A 21,814-nucleotide genomic window follows, 5' to 3' on the forward strand; every position below is an offset into this window, starting at 1 on the left:
GCGCAGTTTGCATGCCGATGCTGGTAATGACATTTCGTTAGCTTGATTTCTTCAGGATAATTATGAGCAAGAGCACCGCTGAGATCCGTCAGGCGTTTCTCGATTTTTTCCATAGTAAAGGACATCAGGTAGTTGCCAGCAGCTCCCTGGTACCCAACAATGACCCTACTTTGTTGTTTACCAACGCCGGGATGAACCAGTTCAAGGATGTATTCCTTGGCCTCGACAAGCGTAATTATTCCCGCGCAACCACTTCGCAGCGTTGCGTACGCGCGGGCGGTAAGCACAACGATCTGGAAAACGTCGGTTACACTGCACGTCACCACACCTTCTTCGAAATGCTGGGCAACTTCAGCTTCGGCGACTACTTCAAACACGATGCCATTCAATACGCATGGGAACTGCTGACCGGTGAAAACTGGTTTGCTCTGCCGAAAGAGCGTCTGTGGGTCACCGTCTATGAAACTGACGATGAAGCCTATGAAATCTGGGAAAAAGAAGTCGGTATTCCGCGCGAACGTATCATCCGTATTGGTGATAACAAAGGCGCTGCGTATGCATCCGACAACTTCTGGCAGATGGGTGATACCGGTCCTTGCGGTCCGTGCACCGAGATTTTCTACGACCACGGTGACCACATTTGGGGGGGGCCTCCGGGAAGTGCAGAAGAAGATGGCGATCGCTACATTGAGATCTGGAACATCGTCTTCATGCAGTTCAACCGTCAAGCCGACGGCACCATGGAACCGCTGCCGAAGCCGTCCGTAGACACCGGTATGGGTCTGGAGCGTATTGCGGCCGTGCTGCAACACGTTAACTCCAACTACGAAATCGACCTGTTCCGCTCACTGATCGAAGCCGTGGCGAAAGTGACCGGTGCGACCGATCTAAGTAATAAATCACTGCGCGTTATCGCCGACCATATTCGTTCCTGCGCATTCCTGATTGCCGATGGCGTTGTCCCGTCGAATGAAAACCGTGGCTATGTGCTGCGCCGTATCATTCGTCGCGCGGTACGTCATGGCAACATGCTGGGCGCAAAAGATACCTTCTTCTACAAGCTGGTTGGTCCGCTGGTGGAAGTCATGGGGTCTGCAGGTGAAGAACTGAAGCGTCAACAGGCTATGGTTGAACAGGTTCTGAAAACCGAAGAAGAACAGTTTGCGCGTACGCTGGAGCGTGGTCTGGCACTGTTGGACGAAGAACTGGCAAAACTGTCTGGCGATACGCTGGATGGCGAAACGGCATTCCGCCTGTATGACACTTACGGTTTCCCGGTTGATCTGACGGCAGACGTTTGTCGTGAGCGCAACATTAAGGTTGATGAAGCTGGCTTTGAGGCCGCAATGGAAGAACAGCGCCGTCGTGCGCGTGAAGCCAGCGGTTTTGGTGCAGACTACAATGCGATGATTCGTGTTGATGGTGCCTCTGAATTTAAAGGCTACGAGAATCTGGAACTGAACGGCAAAGTGACCGCGCTATTTGTTGATGGTAAAGCGGTAGATGCCATTAGCGCCGGTCAGGACGCTGTCGTTGTTCTGGACCAGACGCCGTTCTATGCAGAATCCGGTGGCCAGGTTGGCGATAAAGGTGAACTGAAAGGCGCAGGTTTTGCCTTTGCCGTGAACGACACGCAAAAATATGGTCAGGCAATTGGTCATATTGGCAAGTTGTCTACGGGCTCTCTGAAAGTGGGCGATGCGGTACAGGCTGATGTGGATGAAGCGCGTCGTGCGCGGATCCGTCTCAATCACTCTGCAACGCACCTGATGCACGCCGCGTTGCGTCAGGTTCTGGGCACGCATGTGGCGCAGAAAGGTTCACTGGTCAACGATAAAGTGCTGCGTTTCGACTTCTCGCATACCGAAGCGATGAAGCCTGATGAAATTCGTGCTGTTGAAGATCTGGTGAACGCGCAAATTCGTCGCAACCTGCCGATTGAAACGAACATCATGGATCTCGAAGCAGCGAAAGCCAAAGGTGCAATGGCGCTGTTTGGTGAGAAATACGATGACCACGTGCGTGTTCTGAGCATGGGTGATTTCTCTACCGAACTGTGTGGTGGTACTCACGCCAGCCGTACGGGCGATATCGGTCTGTTCCGTATTATCTCCGAGTCTGGTACCGCTGCTGGCGTTCGTCGTATCGAAGCCGTGACCGGTGAAGGCGCTCTGAATACCGTGCATGCTGAAAGCGATCGCTTAAGCGATATTGCGCAGCTGCTGAAAGGCGATAGCCAGAATATCGGTGATAAAGTTCGTTCCGTACTGGAACGTACGCGTCAGCTCGAAAAAGAATTGCAGCAATTGAAGGAACAGGCCGCAGCGCAGGAAAGTGCGAACCTTTCCAGCAAAGCAGTTGATATCAACGGCGTGAAGCTGTTGGTAAGCGAGCTTGCGGACGTTGAACCGAAAATGCTGCGTACCATGGTTGATGATCTGAAAAATCAGCTGGGTTCTACTGTTGTTGTACTGGCAACAGTTGCTGAAGGTAAGGTTTCTCTGATTGCGGGCGTGTCTAAGGATGTGACAGACCGCGTGAAAGCAGGGGAACTGATTGGGATGGTCGCTCAGCAAGTAGGCGGCAAGGGTGGTGGTCGTCCGGACATGGCGCAAGCCGGTGGTACGGATGCTGCGGCTCTGCCGGCAGCGTTAGCCAGTGTGAAAGGCTGGGTTAGCGCAAAACTGTAAAAATTATAAGCGTAAGTCGACGCTGCAGACTTCAATCCGCAGCGTTTGCATCAACGCTATCGACAACGATAAAGTCAGGTTGAAGTTGTGTATATCGGCTAAACTTAGGTTTAACAGAATGTGATGCCGTGACTGCTTACACTTAGGTGTTTGTCATCGCTTACTTTTTGGCGTTATATGATGGATAATGCCGGGATACAGAGAGACCCGACTCTTTTAATCTTTCAAGGAGCAAAGAATGCTGATTCTGACTCGTCGAGTTGGTGAGACCCTCATGATAGGCGATGAGGTCACCGTGACAGTTTTAGGGGTGAAGGGCAACCAGGTGCGCATTGGCGTCAACGCCCCGAAAGAAGTTTCTGTCCATCGTGAAGAGATCTACCAGCGTATCCAGGCTGAAAAATCCCAGCAGTCCAGTTACTAAGGTTTCCGCGTCTCACCTTCCTGGTGAGGCGCAACCTGATTGAGTGTCTTCTTTTCTTACTTTTCACTTCCTCATTGCTCTCTTATCTCTTTCTATACTGCTCTGACTTCTCTCTGATTCTTGTTATTCCACGTCGTTTTCTCTGCTGTGATGCTGTTATTGTCTTCCCCGGTGATTTTTCTGTTCGTACATCGTCTCCGTATAACGCCGATTTATCTGTTGATAAAACACTCTTTTTGCCGTTTTTGCAGACTAATTGCGCGTGAAATGTGCAAACGATAAAAGCTCTGGAAAAATTGTTTGACTTATAAGTCCCAGAAAGTAATATGTGCGCCACGCAGCGACGATGAGCAGAAACAAGTTCTTCGAAGCACTCGCAAGAGGCGTGTTGGTGAGGTGGCCGAGAGGCTGAAGGCGCTCCCCTGCTAAGGGAGTATGCGGTCAAAAGCTGCATCCGGGGTTCGAATCCCCGCCTCACCGCCATTTGCATCCGTAGCTCAGCTGGATAGAGTACTCGGCTACGAACCGAGCGGTCGGAGGTTCGAATCCTCCCGGATGCACCATATTACTTGATAGCGCTTTAGCAGCGACATCAAATCTGCAGTAAAGTAAGTTTCCCTGATGCATCCGTAGCTCAGCTGGATAGAGTACTCGGCTACGAACCGAGCGGTCGGAGGTTCGAATCCTCCCGGATGCACCATCTTCTCCGAGATAACAGCAAAACTGTTGTTTCATGGTATGCGAGATAATCGCGAGTACCAGGGAGGATAACGTTGCTTCAGCAACGGCCCGCAGGGCGAGGCGCAGCCGAGTAATCCTCCCGGATGCACCATCTCTTACTTGATATCGTTTATTACGATATCAATATCGGCAGTAAAGCAAGTTTTCCGATGCATCCGTAGCTCAGCTGGATAGAGTACTCGGCTACGAACCGAGCGGTCGGAGGTTCGAATCCTCCCGGATGCACCATCTTCTCCGAGATAACAGCTAAACTGTTGTTTCATGGTCTGCGAGATAATCGCCAGCACCAGGGAGGATAACGTTGCTTCAGCAACGGCCCGCAGGGTGAGGCGCAGCCGAGTAATCCTCCCGGATGCACCATCTCTTGTTTTCTCCAATCTAGTTTCACCGAAGCATCCGTAGCTCAGCTGGATAGAGTACTCGGCTACGAACCGAGCGGTCGGAGGTTCGAATCCTCCCGGATGCACCATCTTCTCCTGAATTTTTTTCTTACCTCTCCCTGAATTATTTCCTTATCTTCCCTGAACAATCCTCAATTCGCTGTCAGCGACAAAATCAATCAATTACGATAAAATAACGTCTGGTTAATCGGCTTGTGAGAAGACGATGTACGAACGTTATGCAGGTTTAATTTTTGATATGGATGGTACCATCCTGGATACCGAGCCTACGCACCGTAAAGCGTGGCATGAAGTATTAGGACGTTATGGGCTACGTTTTGATGAGCAGGCTATGGTCGCTCTCAACGGTTCCCCAACGTGGCGTATTGCCCAATCGGTGATTGAACTGAACCATGCCGATCTTGATCCCCATGCACTGGCGCGTGAAAAAACCGATAAGGTTAAAAGCATGCTGCTGGATAGCGTCCAGCCTTTACCGTTGGTCGATGTTGTGAAAGCCTGGTATGGTCGCCGTCCTATGTCAGTTGGCACTGGGAGCGAAAGTGCCATTGCAGAAGCTCTGCTCACTCACCTTGGGCTGCGTCGTTATTTTGATGCTGTGGTGGCGGCCGATCACGTACAACGCCATAAACCGGCTCCAGATACCTTCTTGTTATGTGCTGAGCGTATGGGCGTCGTTCCGGCTCGCTGCGTTGTGTTTGAAGATGCCGATTTTGGGTTGCAGGCAGCGCGTGCGGCAGGAATGGATGCTGTGGATGTTCGGTTACTGTGAGTGATGGACTGTCGCTCCTCTCACTGTTTGCCAGCAGCTTTCTCAGCGCCACGCTATTACCTGGAAATTCTGAAGTTGTTTTAGTTGCCTTACTGGTTTCTGGAGCGAGTCATCCCTGGGTCTTAGTTTTAACAGCAACAATGGGTAATAGCCTTGGAGGGTTAACTAACGTTATCCTTGGGCGTTTCTTTCCGTTGCGTAAAACATCGCGCTGGCAAGAGAAAGCCACTGGCTGGCTGAGGCGCTATGGCGCTGTCACACTATTATTAAGCTGGATGCCGGTTGTGGGTGATTTACTGTGCTTGTTAGCGGGATGGATGCGCATCTCGTGGGGCCCGGTGATCTTTTTTTTATGTCTTGGCAAAGCGCTGCGCTATGTTGTGGTCGCGGCGGTTACGACGCAAGGCATTATGTGGTGGCACTAATTGTGTTGTGGAATAACCTTCAGGGTGACCAATACCATTATGCTAATTAAAACGATTTTGACAGGCGGGAGGTCAATTTGATCCCGGACGTATCACAGGCGCTGGCCTGGCTGGAAAAACATCCTCATGCGTTAGAGGGGATTCAACGCGGGCTCGAGCGCGAAACGCTGCGTGTTAATGCTGATGGTTCATTGGCAACGACAGGCCATCCTGAAGTGTTAGGCTCAGCGCTAACGCATAAATGGATAACCACCGACTTTGCCGAAACGCTGCTGGAGTTTATTACTCCACCGGGCGATGACATTCACAAAATGCTCACGTTCATGCGCGATCTGCATCGCTATACCGCCAGGAATCTTGGCGATGAGCGTATGTGGCCACTGAGCATGCCTTGCTATATTGCTGAAGGTCAGGATATCGAGCTGGCGCAGTACGGTACTTCGAATATCGGTCGTCTGAAAACCCTTTACCGTGAAGGCCTCAAAAACCGTTACGGCGCGTTGATGCAGACTATCTCCGGCGTACACTACAACTTCTCGCTGCCGATGGCTTTCTGGCAGGCGAAATGTGGCGTAACAGATAGTGATGAAGACGTTAAAGAAAAAGTGTCAGCAGGGTATTTCCGTCTGATCCGCAACTACTACCGTTTCGGTTGGGTGATCCCGTATCTGTTTGGTGCCTCACCCGCAATTTGTTCCTCCTTCCTGCAAGGAAAGCCGACAACGCTGCCGTTTGAAAAAACCGATTGTGGTATGTATTACCTGCCTTATGCCACGTCGCTGCGTCTGAGTGACCTGGGTTATACTAATAAGTCGCAAAGCAATCTCGGAATTACGTTTAACGATTTGCATGAGTATGTGGCAGGATTGAAGCGCGCGATTAAAACGCCTTCAGAAGAATACGCGGCGATCGGTCTCGAGAAAGACGGTAAGCGCCTGCAAATCAACAGCAACGTTTTGCAAATCGAAAATGAACTGTATGCGCCAATTCGTCCGAAACGCGTGACTCGCAGCGGTGAAACGCCATCTGATGCACTTCTACGCGGCGGCATTGAGTACATCGAAGTGCGTTCACTCGATATCAACCCATTCTCGCCAATCGGCGTAGATGAACAGCAGGTGCGCTTCCTCGATTTGTTCATGGTTTGGTGTGTTCTGGCAGATGCGCCGGAAATGAGTAGCGACGAGCTGCTGTGTACGCGTACTAACTGGAATCGCGTTATTCTGGAAGGGCGCAAGCCAGGTCTGACGTTAGGAATTGGTTGTGAAACGGCTCAATTCCCGCTGCCTAAAGTGGGTAAAGATCTGTTCCGTGATCTGAAACGTGTGGCACAAACGCTGGACGGCATTCACGGGGGAGAGGAATATCAAAAAGTCTGTGACGAACTGGTTGCCTGCTTTGATAATCCTGAGCTGACATTCTCAGCGCGTATCCTGCGGTCTATGATTGATACAGGTATTGGCGGCACGGGTAAAGCGTTGGGTGAAGCGTACCGTAACCTGTTGCGCGAAGAGCCATTGGAACTGCTGCAGGAAGAAGAATTTATTGCTGAAAGTGCGGCTTCCAAGCGCCGTCAGCAGGAGATTGAAGCGGCAGATACTGAGCCGTTTGGTGTGTGGCTGGAAAAGCACGCCTGATACAAAAGAAAAAGGCCACTCGGGAGTGGCCAAAATTTCATCTCTGAAAACAGGGATGATGATAACAAATGCGCGTCTTTCATATACTCAGACTCGCCCCGGAACAAAGAGTTCAGAATATTTTAAAAAAATTTATCGGAGGTGGCTAAATGCCGTTGTTAGATAGTTTTACTGTCGATCACACCCGGATGGAAGCTCCTGCAGTCCGGGTTGCAAAAACGATGAACACCCCGCATGGCGACGCTATCACCGTGTTTGATCTGCGTTTCTGCATTCCGAACAAAGAAGTGATGCCTGAGAAAGGTATTCATACGCTGGAACACCTGTTTGCTGGTTTTATGCGTAATCACCTGAATGGTAACGGCGTTGAGATTATCGATATTTCGCCAATGGGTTGCCGTACCGGTTTCTACATGAGCCTGATTGGAACGCCGGATGAACAACGTGTAGCTGATGCCTGGAAAGCGGCAATGGCAGATGTGTTGAAAGTACAGGATCAGAATCAGATCCCGGAACTGAACGTCTACCAGTGCGGTACGTATCAGATGCACTCCCTCAGCGAAGCGCAGGATATTGCTCGTCATATTCTGGAACGTGATGTCCGCGTTAACAGTAATGAAGAGCTGGCACTGCCGAAAGAAAAATTGCAGGAACTGCATATCTAGTCTGGGCGGGCCTGCTAAGCATCGTGCTATCGGGTCACCAAATGTCAGGCATAAAAAAGCCAGTTCATACGAACTGGCTTTTTTTATTAGTGTGCGCCGCCGCCGCCACTGCCTGCACCGAATGGCGGTTTGGCAAACCACACCAGGCCGAGTAGCACGAGGAAGATCCCAGCAGACATCCAGAAGATTTCATTAGCAGAAATAATCAGCCCCTGGTTGGTGATTTGCTGCGCCAGCCAGCCGGATGCCTGTTCTTTGGTCATCCCTAATCCCTGCAGCTGGTTATACATAGCCTGCGCATTAGGGTTATAAGGGTTTACTGACTCCGTCAGTTGCGCATGGTGCAGCGACTCACGGCTAGTCCACATCGTTGTGGTGATCGATGTACCAATAGAACCCGCCAGTGTTCGCGTAAAGTTAGACAGGCTCGATGCTGCCGCCATACGTTCAGGCGGTAAACCCGATAGCGTGATGGTGGTCAGTGGCATAAAGAAGCAAGCTACCGCGAACCCCTGAATAAACTGCGGCCAGGCCGATGCACCAAAATCCATACCGGGCTCGAACGTCCACGCACGCCAGTAGAAACAGACGGCATACATGATGAAGCTGAACGTGACCAGCCGACGCATATCCAGCTTGTGTGCGAAACGGCCGATAATCGGCGACAGGATCACTGGAATCACCCCAACCGGTGCAGACGCCAGACCTGCCCAGGTTGCCGTATATCCGTACACCTCCTGCAATAACTGCGGCAACAGGACGATTGCGCCGAAGTAGAGCATATAGGCCAGACTGATACACAGACAGCCGATGGTAAAGTTACGCGACTTAAACAGCGAGAGATCGACAATGGGGTGCTCGTCGGTAAGCTCCCAGACGATGAGGAAGCTGATTGCCACCACGGCGACAACCGTCAGGATGATAATTTCCTGTGAGGCGAACCAGTCCAATTCTTTGCCGCGGTCGAGCATAATCTGCAAACTGCCGATACCAATGACCAGCAGCGCCAGACCAATGGCGTCGATACGCCGCTGCTCGGTTTTGGTTTCCCGACCGCGCAGCGTTTGCAGCGTCATCAATACCACTACAGCACCGATTGGCACGTTGATGAAAAATATCCAGCCCCAGTGATAGTTGTCGCTGATATAGCCCCCAAGAATGGGGCCACAGATCGGGGCAACAATCACCGTCATCGACCAGAGCGCGAGGGCAATGGAGCGTTTGGCGGGAGGATAGTTATTCAGTAACAGGCTTTGCGATAGTGGGATTAACGGACCGGCGACAATACCCTGAATGACGCGGAAGAAAATCAGCATATTCAGGCTGGTGGACATCCCACATGCCCATGACGCAATGACGAAGGCGATAGTTGACCACATGAATAGTCGTACTTCGCCAACGCGTTTTGCCAGCCAGCCGGTGATCGGAATAGAGATAGCATTCGCCACCCCGAATGAGGTGATCACCCAGGTTCCCTGGCTCAGTGAAGAGCCGAGGTTCCCGGCGATAGTGGGGATCGCCACGTTAGCAATGGTGGAGTCCAGCACCTGCATGAATGTCGCCAGGGACAGCGCAATCGTCATAATGACGAGCTGCGCGCCTTCCAGCGGTTTTTGCTGTTGCATCACACGCACCTTTGAATTAGCCCGCGTTGGCCTGCACGATCTCTTCGATCATCTTATTGACCGGATCAAGGTTGATTTCACGTGCATTACTTTCTGATACTGGCGTCGTGCGGACCTGGCTTGCCAGGATCTGCCCGTCACGATTAGCGGTATCTACCGTAACCAGTGTCGACAAACCAATACGCAGTGGATGTTGTGCCAGCTGCTGCGCATCCAGTTCGATACGTACCGGCAAACGCTGGACGACTTTGATCCAGTTACCGGTCGCGTTTTGCGCCGGCAGCAGGGAGAAGGCGCTGCCCGTACCCATATCCAGGCCGACGACTTTCCCGGTGTATTTCACATCATCGCCGTAAATATCACTGATGACGGTCGCCGGTTGGCCAATACGCATGTGCGCCAGCTGTGTTTCTTTGAAGTTGGCATCCACCCACAGGTTAGTCGCCGGAACAACTGCCATCAGCGGCGTCGTGGGGCTAATTTGTGCGCCGGGCTGCACGGCACGACGGGAAACATAGCCGGTCATCGGGCTGACAATTTTGGTACGTTCCAGCGCCAGCCAGGCATTACGCACTTCGGTGGCAGCCTGTTGTACAGCAGGTTGATCTTCCAGCTTGCTACCCAGAATCATTGCCTGGTTTGCATTATATTGTTGGATTGCGACATCAAGCTGAGCCTGAGCGCTGGCGACAGCATCGCGGGCATGTTGCAGTTCTTCGCGGCCAATCAGGTTGGCGTTACCCAGTGGGACACGACGATTAAAATCGCTTTGTGCCTGGGCCAGCGCGGTTCTCTGCACTTCAATGCTTGCCTGCAGTTGTTTGCTGTTGATCATCAACTGGTGCGTCTGGCGCACGCTGGACGCCAGCGCAGTTTTGGCTTTTTCAAATGCCTGTTTGGCATCTGTCTGATCGAGAGTGACCAGGACATCGCCCTGTTTTACAAAGTCAGTGTTATCAGCCCAGACTTTCGTCACGCTGCCTGATACCTGCGCCATAATTTGAACCTGGTTCCCTGCCACGTAAGCATCGTCTGTCTCTTCGATATGACGCAGTACTAAAAACCAATAAATCCCATATGCCACGGCAATGATAATAAAGAGCAAGGTCAGCAGGAGCAGCATACTTTTACGTTTGCCATTCTTCTTGACCGGTTGCTGCGGGGTTTGAGTCTCCGCATTTGCGCTCATGTTGTTCTCCACGATCTTATTTTTTTCACATCGGCTGGGGCCGACCTGTTTATCAGAAAGGCCAGCACTGTGCGTGCTGGCCTGTCGGTTTTTCATTTTTAAATCTGGATTTCTGAGCGAGTCAGCGCGTTAGCGCAGCGCTTCTAATACCGCGCCATCCTGCTCCATCTGATCAAGACGGGTCAGAAGTTTACGGGTGATGTGCTCAAGTTGATCTTTTTCGGTGGTGCTGAGAGATGACCAAAGCTGATGAAGGCAGTTGTGCTGAGGCGGTAATACCTCCTGCAAAAAAGCATGGCCTTTTTCGGTCAATTGCAGATGCAGACAGCGGCGATCGTTATCGCTTTCGCGACGCTCGATCCAGCCACGCTTTTCTAACTCATCCGCGATGCGGGTGGCGTTAGTCCGTGACGAGCCAAGTGCGCAGCTCAGTTCAGAAGGCTGAATACTGTGGTTTTCCTGAGACTCCAGCGTAATCAACGCCATAAACAACGTCTCGTTAATCCCTTGAGCTTTCAGCATCTTATTGCGGTTTTCCAGCAGCTTGCCCTGCATATGCATGCAAAGACGTGTCAGAAGCACTTCCTGATAAGGGAACTCTTCGTAGCGGCTGGCGCGAAATTTTAGCATTTGTTCAATGGGCGTAAACGAACTATCCATTTGGGTATAACCTCATTAATTTCAGCCGATATAGTAACGACAGTGACAAATAAAGTAAATGTATTATTTATTTAAAATGATTATTTTCATCTATAAGACAAACAGCATTTTCCAGGCTAATCCATAGCCCAGAGCACTCAGTAAGGTCGGAATGATAATGCTGCGGGTCTTATAGAAGCTTGCACCCAGTACCACAAACCCCACCAGCGTAGGTACAAAACGACGAGCGTCGTGCATCACTTCTGGCGCGGTAGACACCACCAGCAGGGCGCAAATTGATGCAATACCGATGGTGTCGAGTAATATTCCAGTGGCTCCGCGTTTTGTCGGGCGCACATTCCCCATTCGCAGACGCAGTGGTAAATAGCGAAAACAGTAATTGACGCAGCCGACCAGCAGACCGAGCAGCAGAACCTCATAGCTCATCAGGACCCCCCTGCCAGAACGACTGAATGAGCGCAGTCAGGCATCCGCAGGCTATGCCTGCCAGGATGGCTGCCGGAATGGAAAACAGCATCACGCCAGCCAGTGCACCGGCTAATGCCGCCGTGACGCATAGCGTTTGCTTACGCTGGAAAGAGGCCAGCAGAAAACTCATAAACAGCGCCGGGAGCATAAACCCCAGTGCTGCTTCTACCGCCGGGAAACCCTTCAGTAAGCCAGTGCCGGAAAATGCACCGATAACTGTGCCAAGTACCCAGGAAGCCCAGGAGCATAGCGCGATGCCGATCATCCAGTTTTCACTCCAGCGCCGATTATCCCGCACCAGCTTCGCCGTTGCAGCGGCAAAGACTTCGTCGGTGAGGCCAAAGGCCCATAACGCGCTTTTAGGTTTGCTCAGCTGTCGGGCGATACGGCTACGTAGAGATGGGCCATACAAAACGTGGCGAACATCCATCGCCATGACGGTCAGAGCTGCGACCCACAGTGAGCTGCCTGCGGCGAGCATGGTTGTGATGACAAACTGGCTGGCACCGGCGTAAATGATGCAGGAGAAAAAAACGCTTTCAACGGGAGTAAAGCCCAGGCGAGTCGCATTCATACCAAATGCAAATGCGACCGGAATATAACTGATAACTATCGGTAGGCTGTCTTTGAATCCTTCAGTTAACGTAGCAGAACGGAATTCAGACTGGGGAACAGGGCTTTCCATAGGATTATAGGCTTCATTACCGAAATTAAAATAACCTGGCTCAATGAGTTATAACCTTAGCAGACTGATGGGCTCCTTAACACCCTGAGGAGCCCAATCAAAGGTAAACAGACGTTATACGCTTAATTTGCGGCTTCCTGGCGGTGAAAACCTCGCCACCAGACCAGCAGGTTGAGTACGGCAACGGTCACACCTGCCAGACAAACGCCAGCCCAGCCGGCATGCTGCCAGGCTGAAGCTGAAATCAGAGAACCTGCCGCACCACCAATGAAATAGCTGGTCATGTACCCGGCAGTCAGACGATTACGTGCGTCCGGGTGAATGCGATAGATAACGGTCTGGTTGGTGATATGTACCCCCTGAACAGTCAGATCCAGTACCAGGATACCGATAATCAGCATCGGCACTGAAGTATGTCCGAGCCAGATAGCCAGCCAGGAGAGCAACAGTAACAGCAGGCCTGCGGTAGTCGTGAGATGCGATTTACCCTTATCGGCAAAACCGCCCGCCGGACGAGCGCCTAACGCACCGGCAGCACCTGCCAGCCCGAACAGGCCAATCATTCCCTCTGAATAGTTAAACGGCGGTGCGGCGAGTAAAAATGCCATTGATGTCCAGAGGATACTGAAGTTAGCAAAGGTCAGGCAGCCCAACATCGCGCGGGTGCGGAGTAATTTATCGTGGATAAACAGGCTAAACACGGATCCCAATAGCTGCGGGTAGTTAAGATGGGTCTCTGATTTCATCTTCGGCAAACCACGCCACAGGGCAATCGCCATCAGCGCCATCAATACTGAGGCCACCCAAAATACGGTGCGCCAACCGCCGAGATTCGCCAGCAACCCTGCAACCGTTCGCGCCAGCAAAATCCCCAGCAACAGGCCGCTCATAATCGTACCAACAACTTTACCGCGCTTGTCCGGCGTGGCGAGCGTCGCCGCCAGCGGAACCAGGATCTGTGCGACAACTGAGAACAACCCGGTTAGCGCAGTACCGAGGATCAGCATCCCCAGCGACTGACTGCTGGCAGTAATCAACATGCCGCCTGCGGCTAACAGTGTCATCGAGACAATCAGCATCCGGCGTTCAAACATATCGCCAAGTGGTACCAGAAACAGGAGCCCCGCAGCGTAGCCAAGCTGTGCTGCAGTGACAATAAAGCCCGCAGTACTGGCCGACAACGAAAAGTTTCGCGCGATGGTGTCGAGCAGAGGCTGGGCGTAATAGTTACTGGCAACGGCGAGGCCGGTCGCCACAGACATTAAAACAATCAGTGCCGGGCTAAGCCCGTGAGTGGGTTTGGTCATTGTTTTCAACTGAATAATGGGTTGCAGAAAACAATCATAACGGAAGTGATTAAATGTTGCTGATTTGTTGGGTGATGGATTGTGCGGTGTGGGAAGGGGGTGTAGGCCGGATAAGGCGCATCGTGCCACCATCCGGCATTGGTGGGGTTACTGGGCCTGAAAGCGCTATGCTTATCAGGCCTATGAATGGGTTATTTCTGCGCAGCCAGCGCTTCTTTTACCCAGCCATCGAACTGCTGCTGGTGGGCTTTAATCCAGCCATCAACGTGGCCCTGAACGTCAGCTTCTGAGGCTTTACCATCATGCATCATTGCGTTCTGCGCGTTGATATCTGCCAGTGGCAATTTCATGATGGCAAACAGTTTCGCCGCCGCCGGGTTTTTCTCCGCCCAGGCCTTATTAGCGACAATGTGCATGGTGTTTACCGGGAAGCCATAGTTCGCGCCGTTCGGCAGTTTGGTATCGATATCTTTCTGTTCACCGGGCAGAGAAGAGAACGGGACCTGCAGCCAGACGACATCTTTGCCCGGTTTCATCACGTCACTGACCCAGTATGGTGTCCAGGTGTAGTAGAGGATCGGTTTGCCTTCTTTAAAGCGGGTAATGGTGTCAGCCATCATTGCTGCATAGTTACCGTGGCTGACCTCGACTGTTTTTTCCAGATCGAAGGCTTTGTTCTGGTGGTTAATCACGGCTTCACAACCCCAGCCCGGTGAACAGCCCATCATATCGGCTTTTCCGTCACCGTTGGTGTCAAAGATTTTGGCGATCTTCGGATCTTTTAACTGGGCGATGTTAGTGATTTTGTACTGCTCAGCGGTTTTTTTGTCGATCAGATAACCCTGTGCAGCGCCTGTTACGAATACCCCCTCGCGATAGAATTTTTTATCTCCGCCGGCTGCGGCGTACATATCATCATGTAGCGGCTGCCAGTTCACGGCGGTAAACGTCGCATCGCCAGAGGCAATAGAGGTATAGCCGACGTTGTAGTCGACTTCGCTTGTCTTATTTACGGTGTAGCCCAGTTTCTCCAGCGCACGGCTCACTAACTGCGTCTGGAAGGACTCTTCAGAGATGGTGCTCTGGATAGGTTGTACAGTGATGCCTTTGCCCGGCAGGTCAGAAGCGAAAGCGCTGGTGGAGACAAGGGTGGCAAACGCTGTGGCAAAAATTACGGTATGTCGCATCGTTGTTCCTTATTACACTTCATCCTTCAAGCTGCCTCTTAGTTGGCTGCACTCCGGCTCCCCCGGTCACGTCTACTTGTACGCTCCAGGGGATACATTCGTTTTCCGCCGCGATGCAACTTGAACGATTTTGTGTAAGCTAATGAATTGTAGGCCCGGTAAGCAATGTGTCACCGGGCAACGGGTGAACTACTTAGTGAAAGGGCGGGTGAGAAGCCCAACCGGACCGGTGGTGTACCAGCGACGGTTACCACGGCTACGCGAGTCGCGGCCTACGGCCTGCGTCAGACGGTCCAGAATGATGGCGAGGATCACGATCCCCACACCGCCAACGGTAGCCAGACCCATGTCCAGACGACCGATACCGCGCAGAACCATCTGACCCAACCCACCGACGGCGATCATCGACGCGATAACCACCATGGAGAGTGCCAGCATCAGCGTCTGGTTCACCCCTGCCATAATGGTGGGCATCGCCAGCGGCAACTGCACTTTAAACAGCATCTGACGCGGGCTGGCACCAAATGAGCGCGAGGCTTCGATCAGATCAGCCGGGACCTGATTAATCCCCAGAATGGTCAGACGCACGATGGGCGGCAGGGCGAAGATAATTGTCACCACTACGCCGGGAACGTTGCCAATACCGAACAGCATGACGATCGGCACCAGATAGACGAACGCGGGGGTGGTCTGCATGGCATCCAGCAGTGGCCGGACAATCTTCGCCGCACGCGGGCTGCGCGCCAGCCAGATCCCCATTGGCAAGCCGATCACCACGCAGAACAGCAACGCGGTTAGCACCAGCGCCAGGGTGATCATGGCCTGCGACCAGGCACCGATAGCACCGATAGCAATCAGTGAAATCAGCGTGGCTGCGCCCATTCCGATGCCGGAAATTTGCCAGGCGATCAGGGCAAACAGGATAATTGCCACCGGCGCAGGCATGCCCAGCAGGAGTTGCTGAAAGCCATTAAGTATGTAATCCACCGGGACACGAATGCCCTGGAAGACAGGACGGAAATGGGTGACCACCCAATCGATCCCTTCGGTGACCCAGCTATCCAGCGGGATCAGCGTTTTATGGAATGGATCCATAATATTGAAATGTTCTGGTGCCGGTGCCGGTGCACTGGTTAGCCAGTCTGCGCTAGCGCCGTCGGCAGGTGCGCCTGCGGGTGTCCCCCAGGCATCAGCAGATTGCGCGGCGCTATCGGCCGCAGGTGCGGTATCCCACGGATTGGTTTGATCAGCCATTGTTTGCCCCCTCGCGATCTAAAGCCTGTAGCAGCATGCGTTTTGAAATGATGCCCACATACTGTTGTTCCTCATCGACAACCGGCACCGCGCACGGGGCCTGACCGACATGAGAAAGTAACTCGCTAAGAGGAGTTTGTGCATCCACGGCTAGCGGCTCGTTGATTAATGCCGCATCAATACCTTGCGCCTGGCTTAAGGCTGTTTTTAATGAATCGATCGACACCACGCCGACGAATTTATTGCCGCGTTCAATCACGTAGCCATATTCGCGATCTTTGTCCTGCAGTAATTGCAGGGCCGAACGGGGGCCGACGCCTGGCGTTTTACGAATTAGCCCTTCAGGGCTACGACGGGATATATCTTTAGCGCTAAAGACCTGACTAATATCTACGCCACGGAAGAAGGTACGCACATAATCATTCGCCGGGTTATTCAGGATTTCATCCGGTGTACCGACCTGTACCACTTCACCGTTTTGCATAATGGCAATTCTGTCGCCAATACGCATCGCTTCGTCAAGATCGTGGGAAATAAAGACCACGGTACGCTGATGCTTCGCCTGGAGTTTTACCAGTTCATCCTGCATTTCGGTGCGAATTAACGGATCGAGCGCAGAGAAGGCTTCATCCATTAATAAGATATCGGGATTGATGGCTAATGCGCGGGCGAGACCCACGCGCTGGCGCATTCCGCCGGAAAGTTCATCCGGGTAGCCGTGCGCGTAATTCTCCAGACCGACCTGACGTAACGCATCCAGCGCTTTTTCACGACGTTCATCCGCGCTAACACCGGCTAATTCCATACCGAACGCCGTATTGTCCAACACCGTCATGTGCGGCATCAGGGCAAAGGACTGGAAGACCATCGCAATCTTTTTTCTGCGCACCTCGCGAAGCTCGGCATCGGAGATTCGGGCAATGTCTACGCCGTCTATCAATACCTGTCCGCGGGTGGGTTCAATCAGGCGATTGAGAAGGCGTACCATTGTGGATTTACCCGAACCAGATAATCCCATGATGACAAATATCTCGCCTTCTTCAATGGCCAGACTGGCGTTTTTGACGCCAAGCGATAGCCCTGTTTTATCCAGAATTTGCTCTTTTGAAAGTCCCTTTTCAATATATTTGAACGCTCTCTGGGGATGCTCGCCAAATATCTTATAGAGATTTTTAACTTCTAATTTAATTGCCATGCAATAGAATGATTCCTGTTATTTGTTTATATCGATATATTACCTGATGGAAATAGTGACCTTTTTCTACCCTAACATACTGAGAATCTGAGACAACCCTGAATTTGTTTGTGGCATGAATATTGCCAAACGTCAGATGGCGGGATTTCCCATGATATAAGGGCTGAGCGCGGATGAGCCTTGAGGGATATTTTTTGTAAATGACACTGAAAATGCGCCTGAATTGTTGAAATACAGGCGAATATTGCGGCTGATATTGAGTGTAGATCACCCAATCATATTTGTGTGATAAAAATGTGATCTCGTTAAAATATTAACGCGGAAAATGTAAGGTATTTCCCGCGGAAGGAAACGTTAAAAATTCCAGTCGTCATCTTCTGTTTCGACGGCTTTACCCATCACATAAGATGACCCTGAACCAGAGAAGAAATCGTGGTTTTCGTCTGCGTTGGGTGAGAGCGCTGCGAGGATTGCCGGGTTCACATCCGCCATTTCTGCCGGGAACAGGGACTCATAACCTAAATTCATTAGCGCCTTATTGGCGTTGTAGCAGAGAAAGGCTTTGACGTCTTCCACCCACGGGGTTTCCGCATACAGTTCCTCCGTATAACGAACTTCGTTGTCATATAATTCCATCAACAGATCGAGGGCATAATTCTGTAGCGCGTCACGCGTAGAGGGTGAAACGTGCTCCAGACCTTTTTGGTATTTATAGCCAATGTAATAACCATGAACTGCTTCATCACGAATGATCAGGCGGATAAGGTCTGCGGTATTCGTCAACTTGCCGCGGCTGGAGAAATACATCGGTAGCCAGAAGCCGGAATAGAACAGGAAGGATTCCAGAAATACGCTGGCTATTTTCTTTTTCAGCGGTTCCTCGCTGGCGTAATGCGTCAGAATTATCTGTGCCTTGTGCTGGAGCGGAGAATTTTTCTCACTCCAGAGGTAAGCCGCGTCCACATCTTTGGTCTGACAAAGCGTGGAAAAAATAGAACTGTAGGAGCGCGCGTGCACGGCTTCCATAAAGCTGATATTCGACAGTACCGCCTCTTCATGTGGCGTGATTGAATCCGCCATTAGCGCGGGGGCGCCGGCGATATTCTGAATCGTGTCGAGCAGCGTCAGGCCGGTAAATACGCGGATAGTGAGCTGCTGCTCGGCAGCGCTCAACGTTTGCCATGCCGGAATATCATTGGAAAGCGGGACTTTTTCCGGTAGCCAGAAGTTACTGGTCAGGCGATTCCATACCTCAAGGTCTTTATCATCTTCAATCTTGTTCCAGTTGATGGCGCTGACGCGAGATAGTTTCATTCTGTTCTCCTTACAGTGCGCATGACACGCAACCCTCAATTTCGGTTCCTTCCAGCGCCAACTGGCGTAACCGGATGTAGTACAACGATTTGATACCCTTACGCCAGGCGTAGATCTGTGCCTTGTTGATATCTCGAGTGGTAGCGGTATCGGGGAAAAATAGCGTCAGTGAGAGTCCCTGATCGACATGCCGTGTCGCCTCGGCATAGGTATCAATGATCTTTTGTGGGCCAATCTCGTAGGCATCCTGATACAGGGCCAAATTCTCGTTGGTCATAAACGGGGCAGGGTAGTAAACGCGCCCGGTTTTACCCTCTTTACGAATTTCCACTTTCGATACAATCGGGTGAATGCTTGAGGTCGCGTGGTTGATATAGGAGATCGAACCGGTCGGCGGAACGGCCTGTAAATTCTGGTTATAGATGCCGTAGCGCATCACATCATCCCGCAGCTGCTGCCACATCTCCCGGGTTGGCAACGTAATGCCGCTTGTGGCAAACAGTGCGCGGACTTTCTCTGTTTTAGGCTGCCAGTCTCCCTGCAAATACTGGGTAAAGTACTCGCCACTGGCATAGCGTGACTGACCAAATCCGGCAAAAGATTTTCCGCGTTCACGGGCCAGTTTCATTGACGTATTCAGGGCATGCCAGGTGATGGTGTAAAAATAAAGATTGGTGAAATCCAGCCCTTCAGGTGAACCGTAGGCGATTCCTTCCCGCGCCAGATAACCATGCAGGTTCATCTGCCCGAGACCAATGGCGTGTGACGCACTGTTCCCGGCTTCAATGGAAGGAACACTTCGGATATGGCTCATGTCCGAGACGGCGGTTAAGCCGCGAACCGCCGTTTCCACTGTACGAGCAAAGTCAGGTGAATCCATGGTATGGGCAATGTTCAGCGATCCAAGATTGCAGGAAATATCATGCCCTACCTGCGTATAGCCCAGTGCCTCATCATAGGTTGATGGACTGTTGACCTGTAAAATTTCCGAGCACAGGTTGCTCATATTGATGCGACCGGCAATCGGATTCGCACGGTTCACCGTATCTTCAAACATAATGTAGGGGTAGCCAGACTCAAACTGGATCTCTGCCAGTCGCTGGAAGAAGTCGCGGGCATGAATGTATGTTTTGCGCACACGCGTGTCGGCAACCAGTTCGTCATAGCGCTCGCTCACGGCGATATCACCGAATGGTTTGCCGTAAAGGCGTTCTACGTCATACGGTGAAAACAGCGCCATCCGGGCATTTTCTTTGGCCAAACGGAAGGTGATATCCGGGATCACCACACCGAGCGAGAGCGTTTTGATGCGGATTTTTTCATCGGCATTTTCACGTTTGGTATCGAGAAAACGCAAAATATCAGGATGATGCGCGTGCAGATACACTGCGCCCGCGCCCTGACGTGCGCCTAACTGATTAGCATAAGAAAATGCATCTTCCAGCATTTTCATTATCGGGATCACGCCGGAAGACTGGTTTTCAATACGTTTAATAGGCGCTCCGGCCTCGCGCAGATTCGAGAGCAAAAATGCCACGCCGCCGCCGCGTTTGGAAAGCTGCAGCGCTGAGTTCACCGCCCGGCCGATGGACTCCATGTTGTCTTCAATGCGTAGCAGGAAGCATGAAACCAGCTCGCCACGCTGCTGTTTGCCGCAGTTTAAGAAGGTTGGTGTGGCGGGTTGAAAACGACCTGAGAGCATTTCATCAGTGAGCTGCATAGCGAGCGCCTCGTTACCCTGTGCCAGGGTGAGTGCCACCATCGTCACGCGATCCTCGAAATCTTCAAGGTAGCGTTTGCCGTCAAAGGTTTTCAGTGTATAGCTGGTGTAGTACTTCCATGCGCCGAGGAATGTCTGAAAGCGGAATCCGCTGGCATGGGCGTGGGCAAACAGCTTCACCACGAACGCGCGATCGTAGCGGGCTAAAACGCTTTCGTCGTAATAGCCTTCACGAATCAGCGTGTCCAGGCGTTCCTGCTGACTGGCAAAGACCACCGAATGAGGACGGACGTGGGTAGCAAAAAAAGCTTCCACCGCCTGATGATCTTTATCGAACTGAATCCGCCCGGCTTTATCGTACAGATTTAGCATGGCGTTCAGGGCGTGATAATCCAGTGCTGGCTGGATTACGCGTTCTGCGGTTGTCGTTGCCAAAATTCGCTCACTCCTTTTCGAACGTTTTCGATATCGCTTTGCGTACCCATCAGCTCAAAACGATAGAGCCATGGCACGCCGCATTTTTGTGAGACGACCTCACCCGCACGCCCATAGGCCTCGCCGAAATTGCGATTGCCAGATGCGATCACGCCACGGATTAATGCCCGGTTATGAGGATCGTTTAAAAAGCGGATCACCTGACGCGGGACTGCGCCTGCCGTACCGCCGCCGCCGTAAGACGGCACGATTAAAATGTAAGGCTCGTCTACCCGGATCCTCTCGCGTTCATTCAGTGGAATGCGGATGGCGGGCAGCGCCAGACGCAGCATAAAGCGGTGCGTATTTTCGGAGCTGCTGGAGAAGTAGACGAGGGTCGTCATGCGCTGACCACGCGGGGTTCCGGGCGCAGGCGATTGATCATGTCCGGGCGAAATCCTGACCAACGGGTTTCACCTGCCACCACGACAGGCAACTGACGAAAACCTTGCTCGCGCAGGGTATCTGCCAGTTCAGGCTGCAAATCGACATTCACCATCTCAACGTCAAAACCACGGCTTTCCATCGCCCGTTTTGTGGCGTGGCACTGAACACAGTTATTACGAGTGTAAATAATAATACGCATGATTCGTATTTCCATTTAAAAGTAAAAGAGCGATGCATATTGGACATCGGCTTGTGTGGGTGCTGATAGAGAAGATACTAGATGTAGATGAAAGAAGATTCAACCATACAAGATATGGGAATTTTAGATTGATGATACCCAGGGTGATGAGCGGAGCGGGAACGGGATATGGACTATAACAGGTTGCCGGATGGCGACGCGTTGCGTCTTATCCGGCCTACAGGAGAGTAGATCCCTGACCAGATAAGGCATTTATGCCGCCATCCGGCGGCGCATAATGACATGCGTTTTCCAACGGCAAGGAGAGCGCATCGTAGGCCGGATAAGGCATTTATGCCGCCATCCGACGGCGCATAATGACATGCGTTTTCCAACGGCAAGGAGAGCGCATCGTA

The 21,814-nt window shown here is 51.9% G+C and carries 19 protein-coding genes and 5 tRNA genes; 11 read left to right on the forward strand and 13 right to left on the reverse strand.

Translation table 11 applies throughout. The features are described from left to right. The first annotated feature begins 62 nt into the window (after positions 1–62). The 11 genes from alaS to luxS all read left to right on the forward strand — a co-directional run bounded on the left by alaS (position 63) and on the right by luxS (position 7,755). A complete protein-coding gene (gene alaS / locus NNO03_RS14035) occupies positions 63–2,690 on the forward strand; it encodes an alanine--tRNA ligase (RefSeq protein WP_271449802.1) in 2,628 nt (875 codons plus the stop codon). A 238-nt stretch (positions 2,691–2,928) separates the two neighbouring features. Further along, the gene (csrA, locus tag NNO03_RS14040; RefSeq protein WP_000906486.1) at positions 2,929–3,114 is read left to right on the forward strand and encodes a carbon storage regulator CsrA; all 186 of its coding nucleotides are present in this window, start codon (positions 2,929–2,931) and stop codon (positions 3,112–3,114) included. Between the two features lie 390 nt (positions 3,115–3,504). After that, positions 3,505–3,597: transfer RNA gene (locus tag NNO03_RS14045), tRNA-Ser, on the forward strand. Positions 3,598–3,600: 3 nt separating this feature from the next. Next, positions 3,601–3,677: transfer RNA gene (locus tag NNO03_RS14050), tRNA-Arg, on the forward strand. Positions 3,678–3,737: 60 nt separating this feature from the next. Beyond that, positions 3,738–3,814 (forward strand) — tRNA-Arg (locus NNO03_RS14055). Positions 3,815–4,006: 192 nt separating this feature from the next. Continuing rightward, positions 4,007–4,083 (forward strand) — tRNA-Arg (locus NNO03_RS14060). 164 nt (positions 4,084–4,247) lie between these two features. Further along, a tRNA-Arg gene (locus tag NNO03_RS14065) sits at positions 4,248–4,324 on the forward strand. A 137-nt stretch (positions 4,325–4,461) separates the two neighbouring features. Beyond that, positions 4,462–5,028 (forward strand): fructose-1-phosphate/6-phosphogluconate phosphatase, encoded by a 567-nt coding sequence (gene yqaB / locus NNO03_RS14070; RefSeq protein WP_040232255.1) that lies wholly within the window; start codon positions 4,462–4,464, stop codon positions 5,026–5,028. Then, positions 5,025–5,453 (forward strand): YqaA family protein, encoded by a 429-nt coding sequence (locus tag NNO03_RS14075; RefSeq protein ID WP_271449803.1) that lies wholly within the window; start codon positions 5,025–5,027, stop codon positions 5,451–5,453. The genes yqaB and NNO03_RS14075 overlap by 4 nt, the downstream gene beginning before the upstream one ends. A 77-nt stretch (positions 5,454–5,530) precedes the next feature. Further along, positions 5,531–7,090, forward strand: a complete 1,560-nt coding sequence (gshA, locus tag NNO03_RS14080; protein WP_271441825.1) for a glutamate--cysteine ligase — start codon at positions 5,531–5,533, stop codon at positions 7,088–7,090. Positions 7,091–7,239: 149 nt separating this feature from the next. Then, positions 7,240–7,755, forward strand: a complete 516-nt coding sequence (gene luxS, locus NNO03_RS14085; RefSeq protein ID WP_003037312.1) for an S-ribosylhomocysteine lyase — start codon at positions 7,240–7,242, stop codon at positions 7,753–7,755. An 86-nt stretch (positions 7,756–7,841) separates the two neighbouring features. Here the strand turns inward: luxS and emrB are convergent, their stop codons facing one another. The 13 genes from emrB to nrdH form a co-directional block, all read right to left on the reverse strand. Further along, positions 7,842–9,380 (reverse strand): multidrug efflux MFS transporter permease subunit EmrB, encoded by a 1,539-nt coding sequence (gene emrB, locus NNO03_RS14090; RefSeq protein ID WP_061068443.1) that lies wholly within the window; start codon positions 9,378–9,380, stop codon positions 7,842–7,844. 16 nt (positions 9,381–9,396) lie between these two features. Further along, complete coding sequence (gene emrA, locus NNO03_RS14095; RefSeq protein ID WP_048213008.1) at positions 9,397–10,569, reverse strand: multidrug efflux MFS transporter periplasmic adaptor subunit EmrA; 1,173 nt, start codon at positions 10,567–10,569, stop codon at positions 9,397–9,399. Between the two features lie 129 nt (positions 10,570–10,698). Continuing rightward, the gene (mprA, locus tag NNO03_RS14100; RefSeq protein ID WP_005122929.1) at positions 10,699–11,229 is read right to left on the reverse strand and encodes a transcriptional repressor MprA; all 531 of its coding nucleotides are present in this window, start codon (positions 11,227–11,229) and stop codon (positions 10,699–10,701) included. A gap of 90 nt (positions 11,230–11,319) precedes the next feature. Then, positions 11,320–11,655, reverse strand: a complete 336-nt coding sequence (gene ygaH, locus NNO03_RS14105) for an L-valine transporter subunit YgaH (RefSeq protein WP_005122930.1) — start codon at positions 11,653–11,655, stop codon at positions 11,320–11,322. Beyond that, the gene (locus tag NNO03_RS14110) at positions 11,645–12,382 is read right to left on the reverse strand and encodes an AzlC family ABC transporter permease (RefSeq protein ID WP_271449804.1); all 738 of its coding nucleotides are present in this window, start codon (positions 12,380–12,382) and stop codon (positions 11,645–11,647) included. Before NNO03_RS14110 ends, ygaH begins: the two co-directional genes overlap by 11 nt. A gap of 122 nt (positions 12,383–12,504) precedes the next feature. Continuing rightward, the gene (locus tag NNO03_RS14115; protein WP_271442287.1) at positions 12,505–13,689 is read right to left on the reverse strand and encodes an MFS transporter; all 1,185 of its coding nucleotides are present in this window, start codon (positions 13,687–13,689) and stop codon (positions 12,505–12,507) included. A 191-nt stretch (positions 13,690–13,880) separates the two neighbouring features. After that, positions 13,881–14,876, reverse strand: coding sequence for a glycine betaine/L-proline ABC transporter substrate-binding protein ProX (gene proX / locus NNO03_RS14120; RefSeq protein WP_271449805.1), 996 nt, complete (start codon positions 14,874–14,876; stop codon positions 13,881–13,883). Between the two features lie 189 nt (positions 14,877–15,065). Further along, the gene (proW, locus tag NNO03_RS14125) at positions 15,066–16,130 is read right to left on the reverse strand and encodes a glycine betaine/L-proline ABC transporter permease ProW (protein ID WP_271449806.1); all 1,065 of its coding nucleotides are present in this window, start codon (positions 16,128–16,130) and stop codon (positions 15,066–15,068) included. Continuing rightward, the gene (gene proV, locus NNO03_RS14130) at positions 16,123–17,325 is read right to left on the reverse strand and encodes a glycine betaine/L-proline ABC transporter ATP-binding protein ProV (RefSeq protein ID WP_271449807.1); all 1,203 of its coding nucleotides are present in this window, start codon (positions 17,323–17,325) and stop codon (positions 16,123–16,125) included. Before proV ends, proW begins: the two co-directional genes overlap by 8 nt. A gap of 354 nt (positions 17,326–17,679) precedes the next feature. Further along, positions 17,680–18,639 carry a class 1b ribonucleoside-diphosphate reductase subunit beta gene (gene nrdF, locus NNO03_RS14135; RefSeq protein WP_271449808.1) on the reverse strand — a complete coding sequence of 320 codons (960 nt, stop codon included), beginning with the start codon at positions 18,637–18,639 and terminating at the stop codon, positions 17,680–17,682. A gap of 10 nt (positions 18,640–18,649) precedes the next feature. Continuing rightward, positions 18,650–20,794: a class 1b ribonucleoside-diphosphate reductase subunit alpha gene (gene nrdE, locus NNO03_RS14140; protein WP_271449809.1), complete on the reverse strand. Its 2,145-nt coding sequence runs from the start codon at positions 20,792–20,794 to the stop codon at positions 18,650–18,652. Next, the gene (gene nrdI / locus NNO03_RS14145; protein ID WP_271442293.1) at positions 20,767–21,177 is read right to left on the reverse strand and encodes a class Ib ribonucleoside-diphosphate reductase assembly flavoprotein NrdI; all 411 of its coding nucleotides are present in this window, start codon (positions 21,175–21,177) and stop codon (positions 20,767–20,769) included. The genes nrdE and nrdI overlap by 28 nt, the downstream gene beginning before the upstream one ends. Further along, positions 21,174–21,419, reverse strand: coding sequence for a glutaredoxin-like protein NrdH (gene nrdH / locus NNO03_RS14150; protein ID WP_271442294.1), 246 nt, complete (start codon positions 21,417–21,419; stop codon positions 21,174–21,176). The genes nrdI and nrdH overlap by 4 nt, the downstream gene beginning before the upstream one ends. Between the last annotated feature and the right edge of the window lie 395 nt (positions 21,420–21,814).

The organism is Citrobacter sp. Igbk 16, assembly GCF_028069755.1.
Taxonomy (GTDB): domain Bacteria; phylum Pseudomonadota; class Gammaproteobacteria; order Enterobacterales; family Enterobacteriaceae; genus Citrobacter.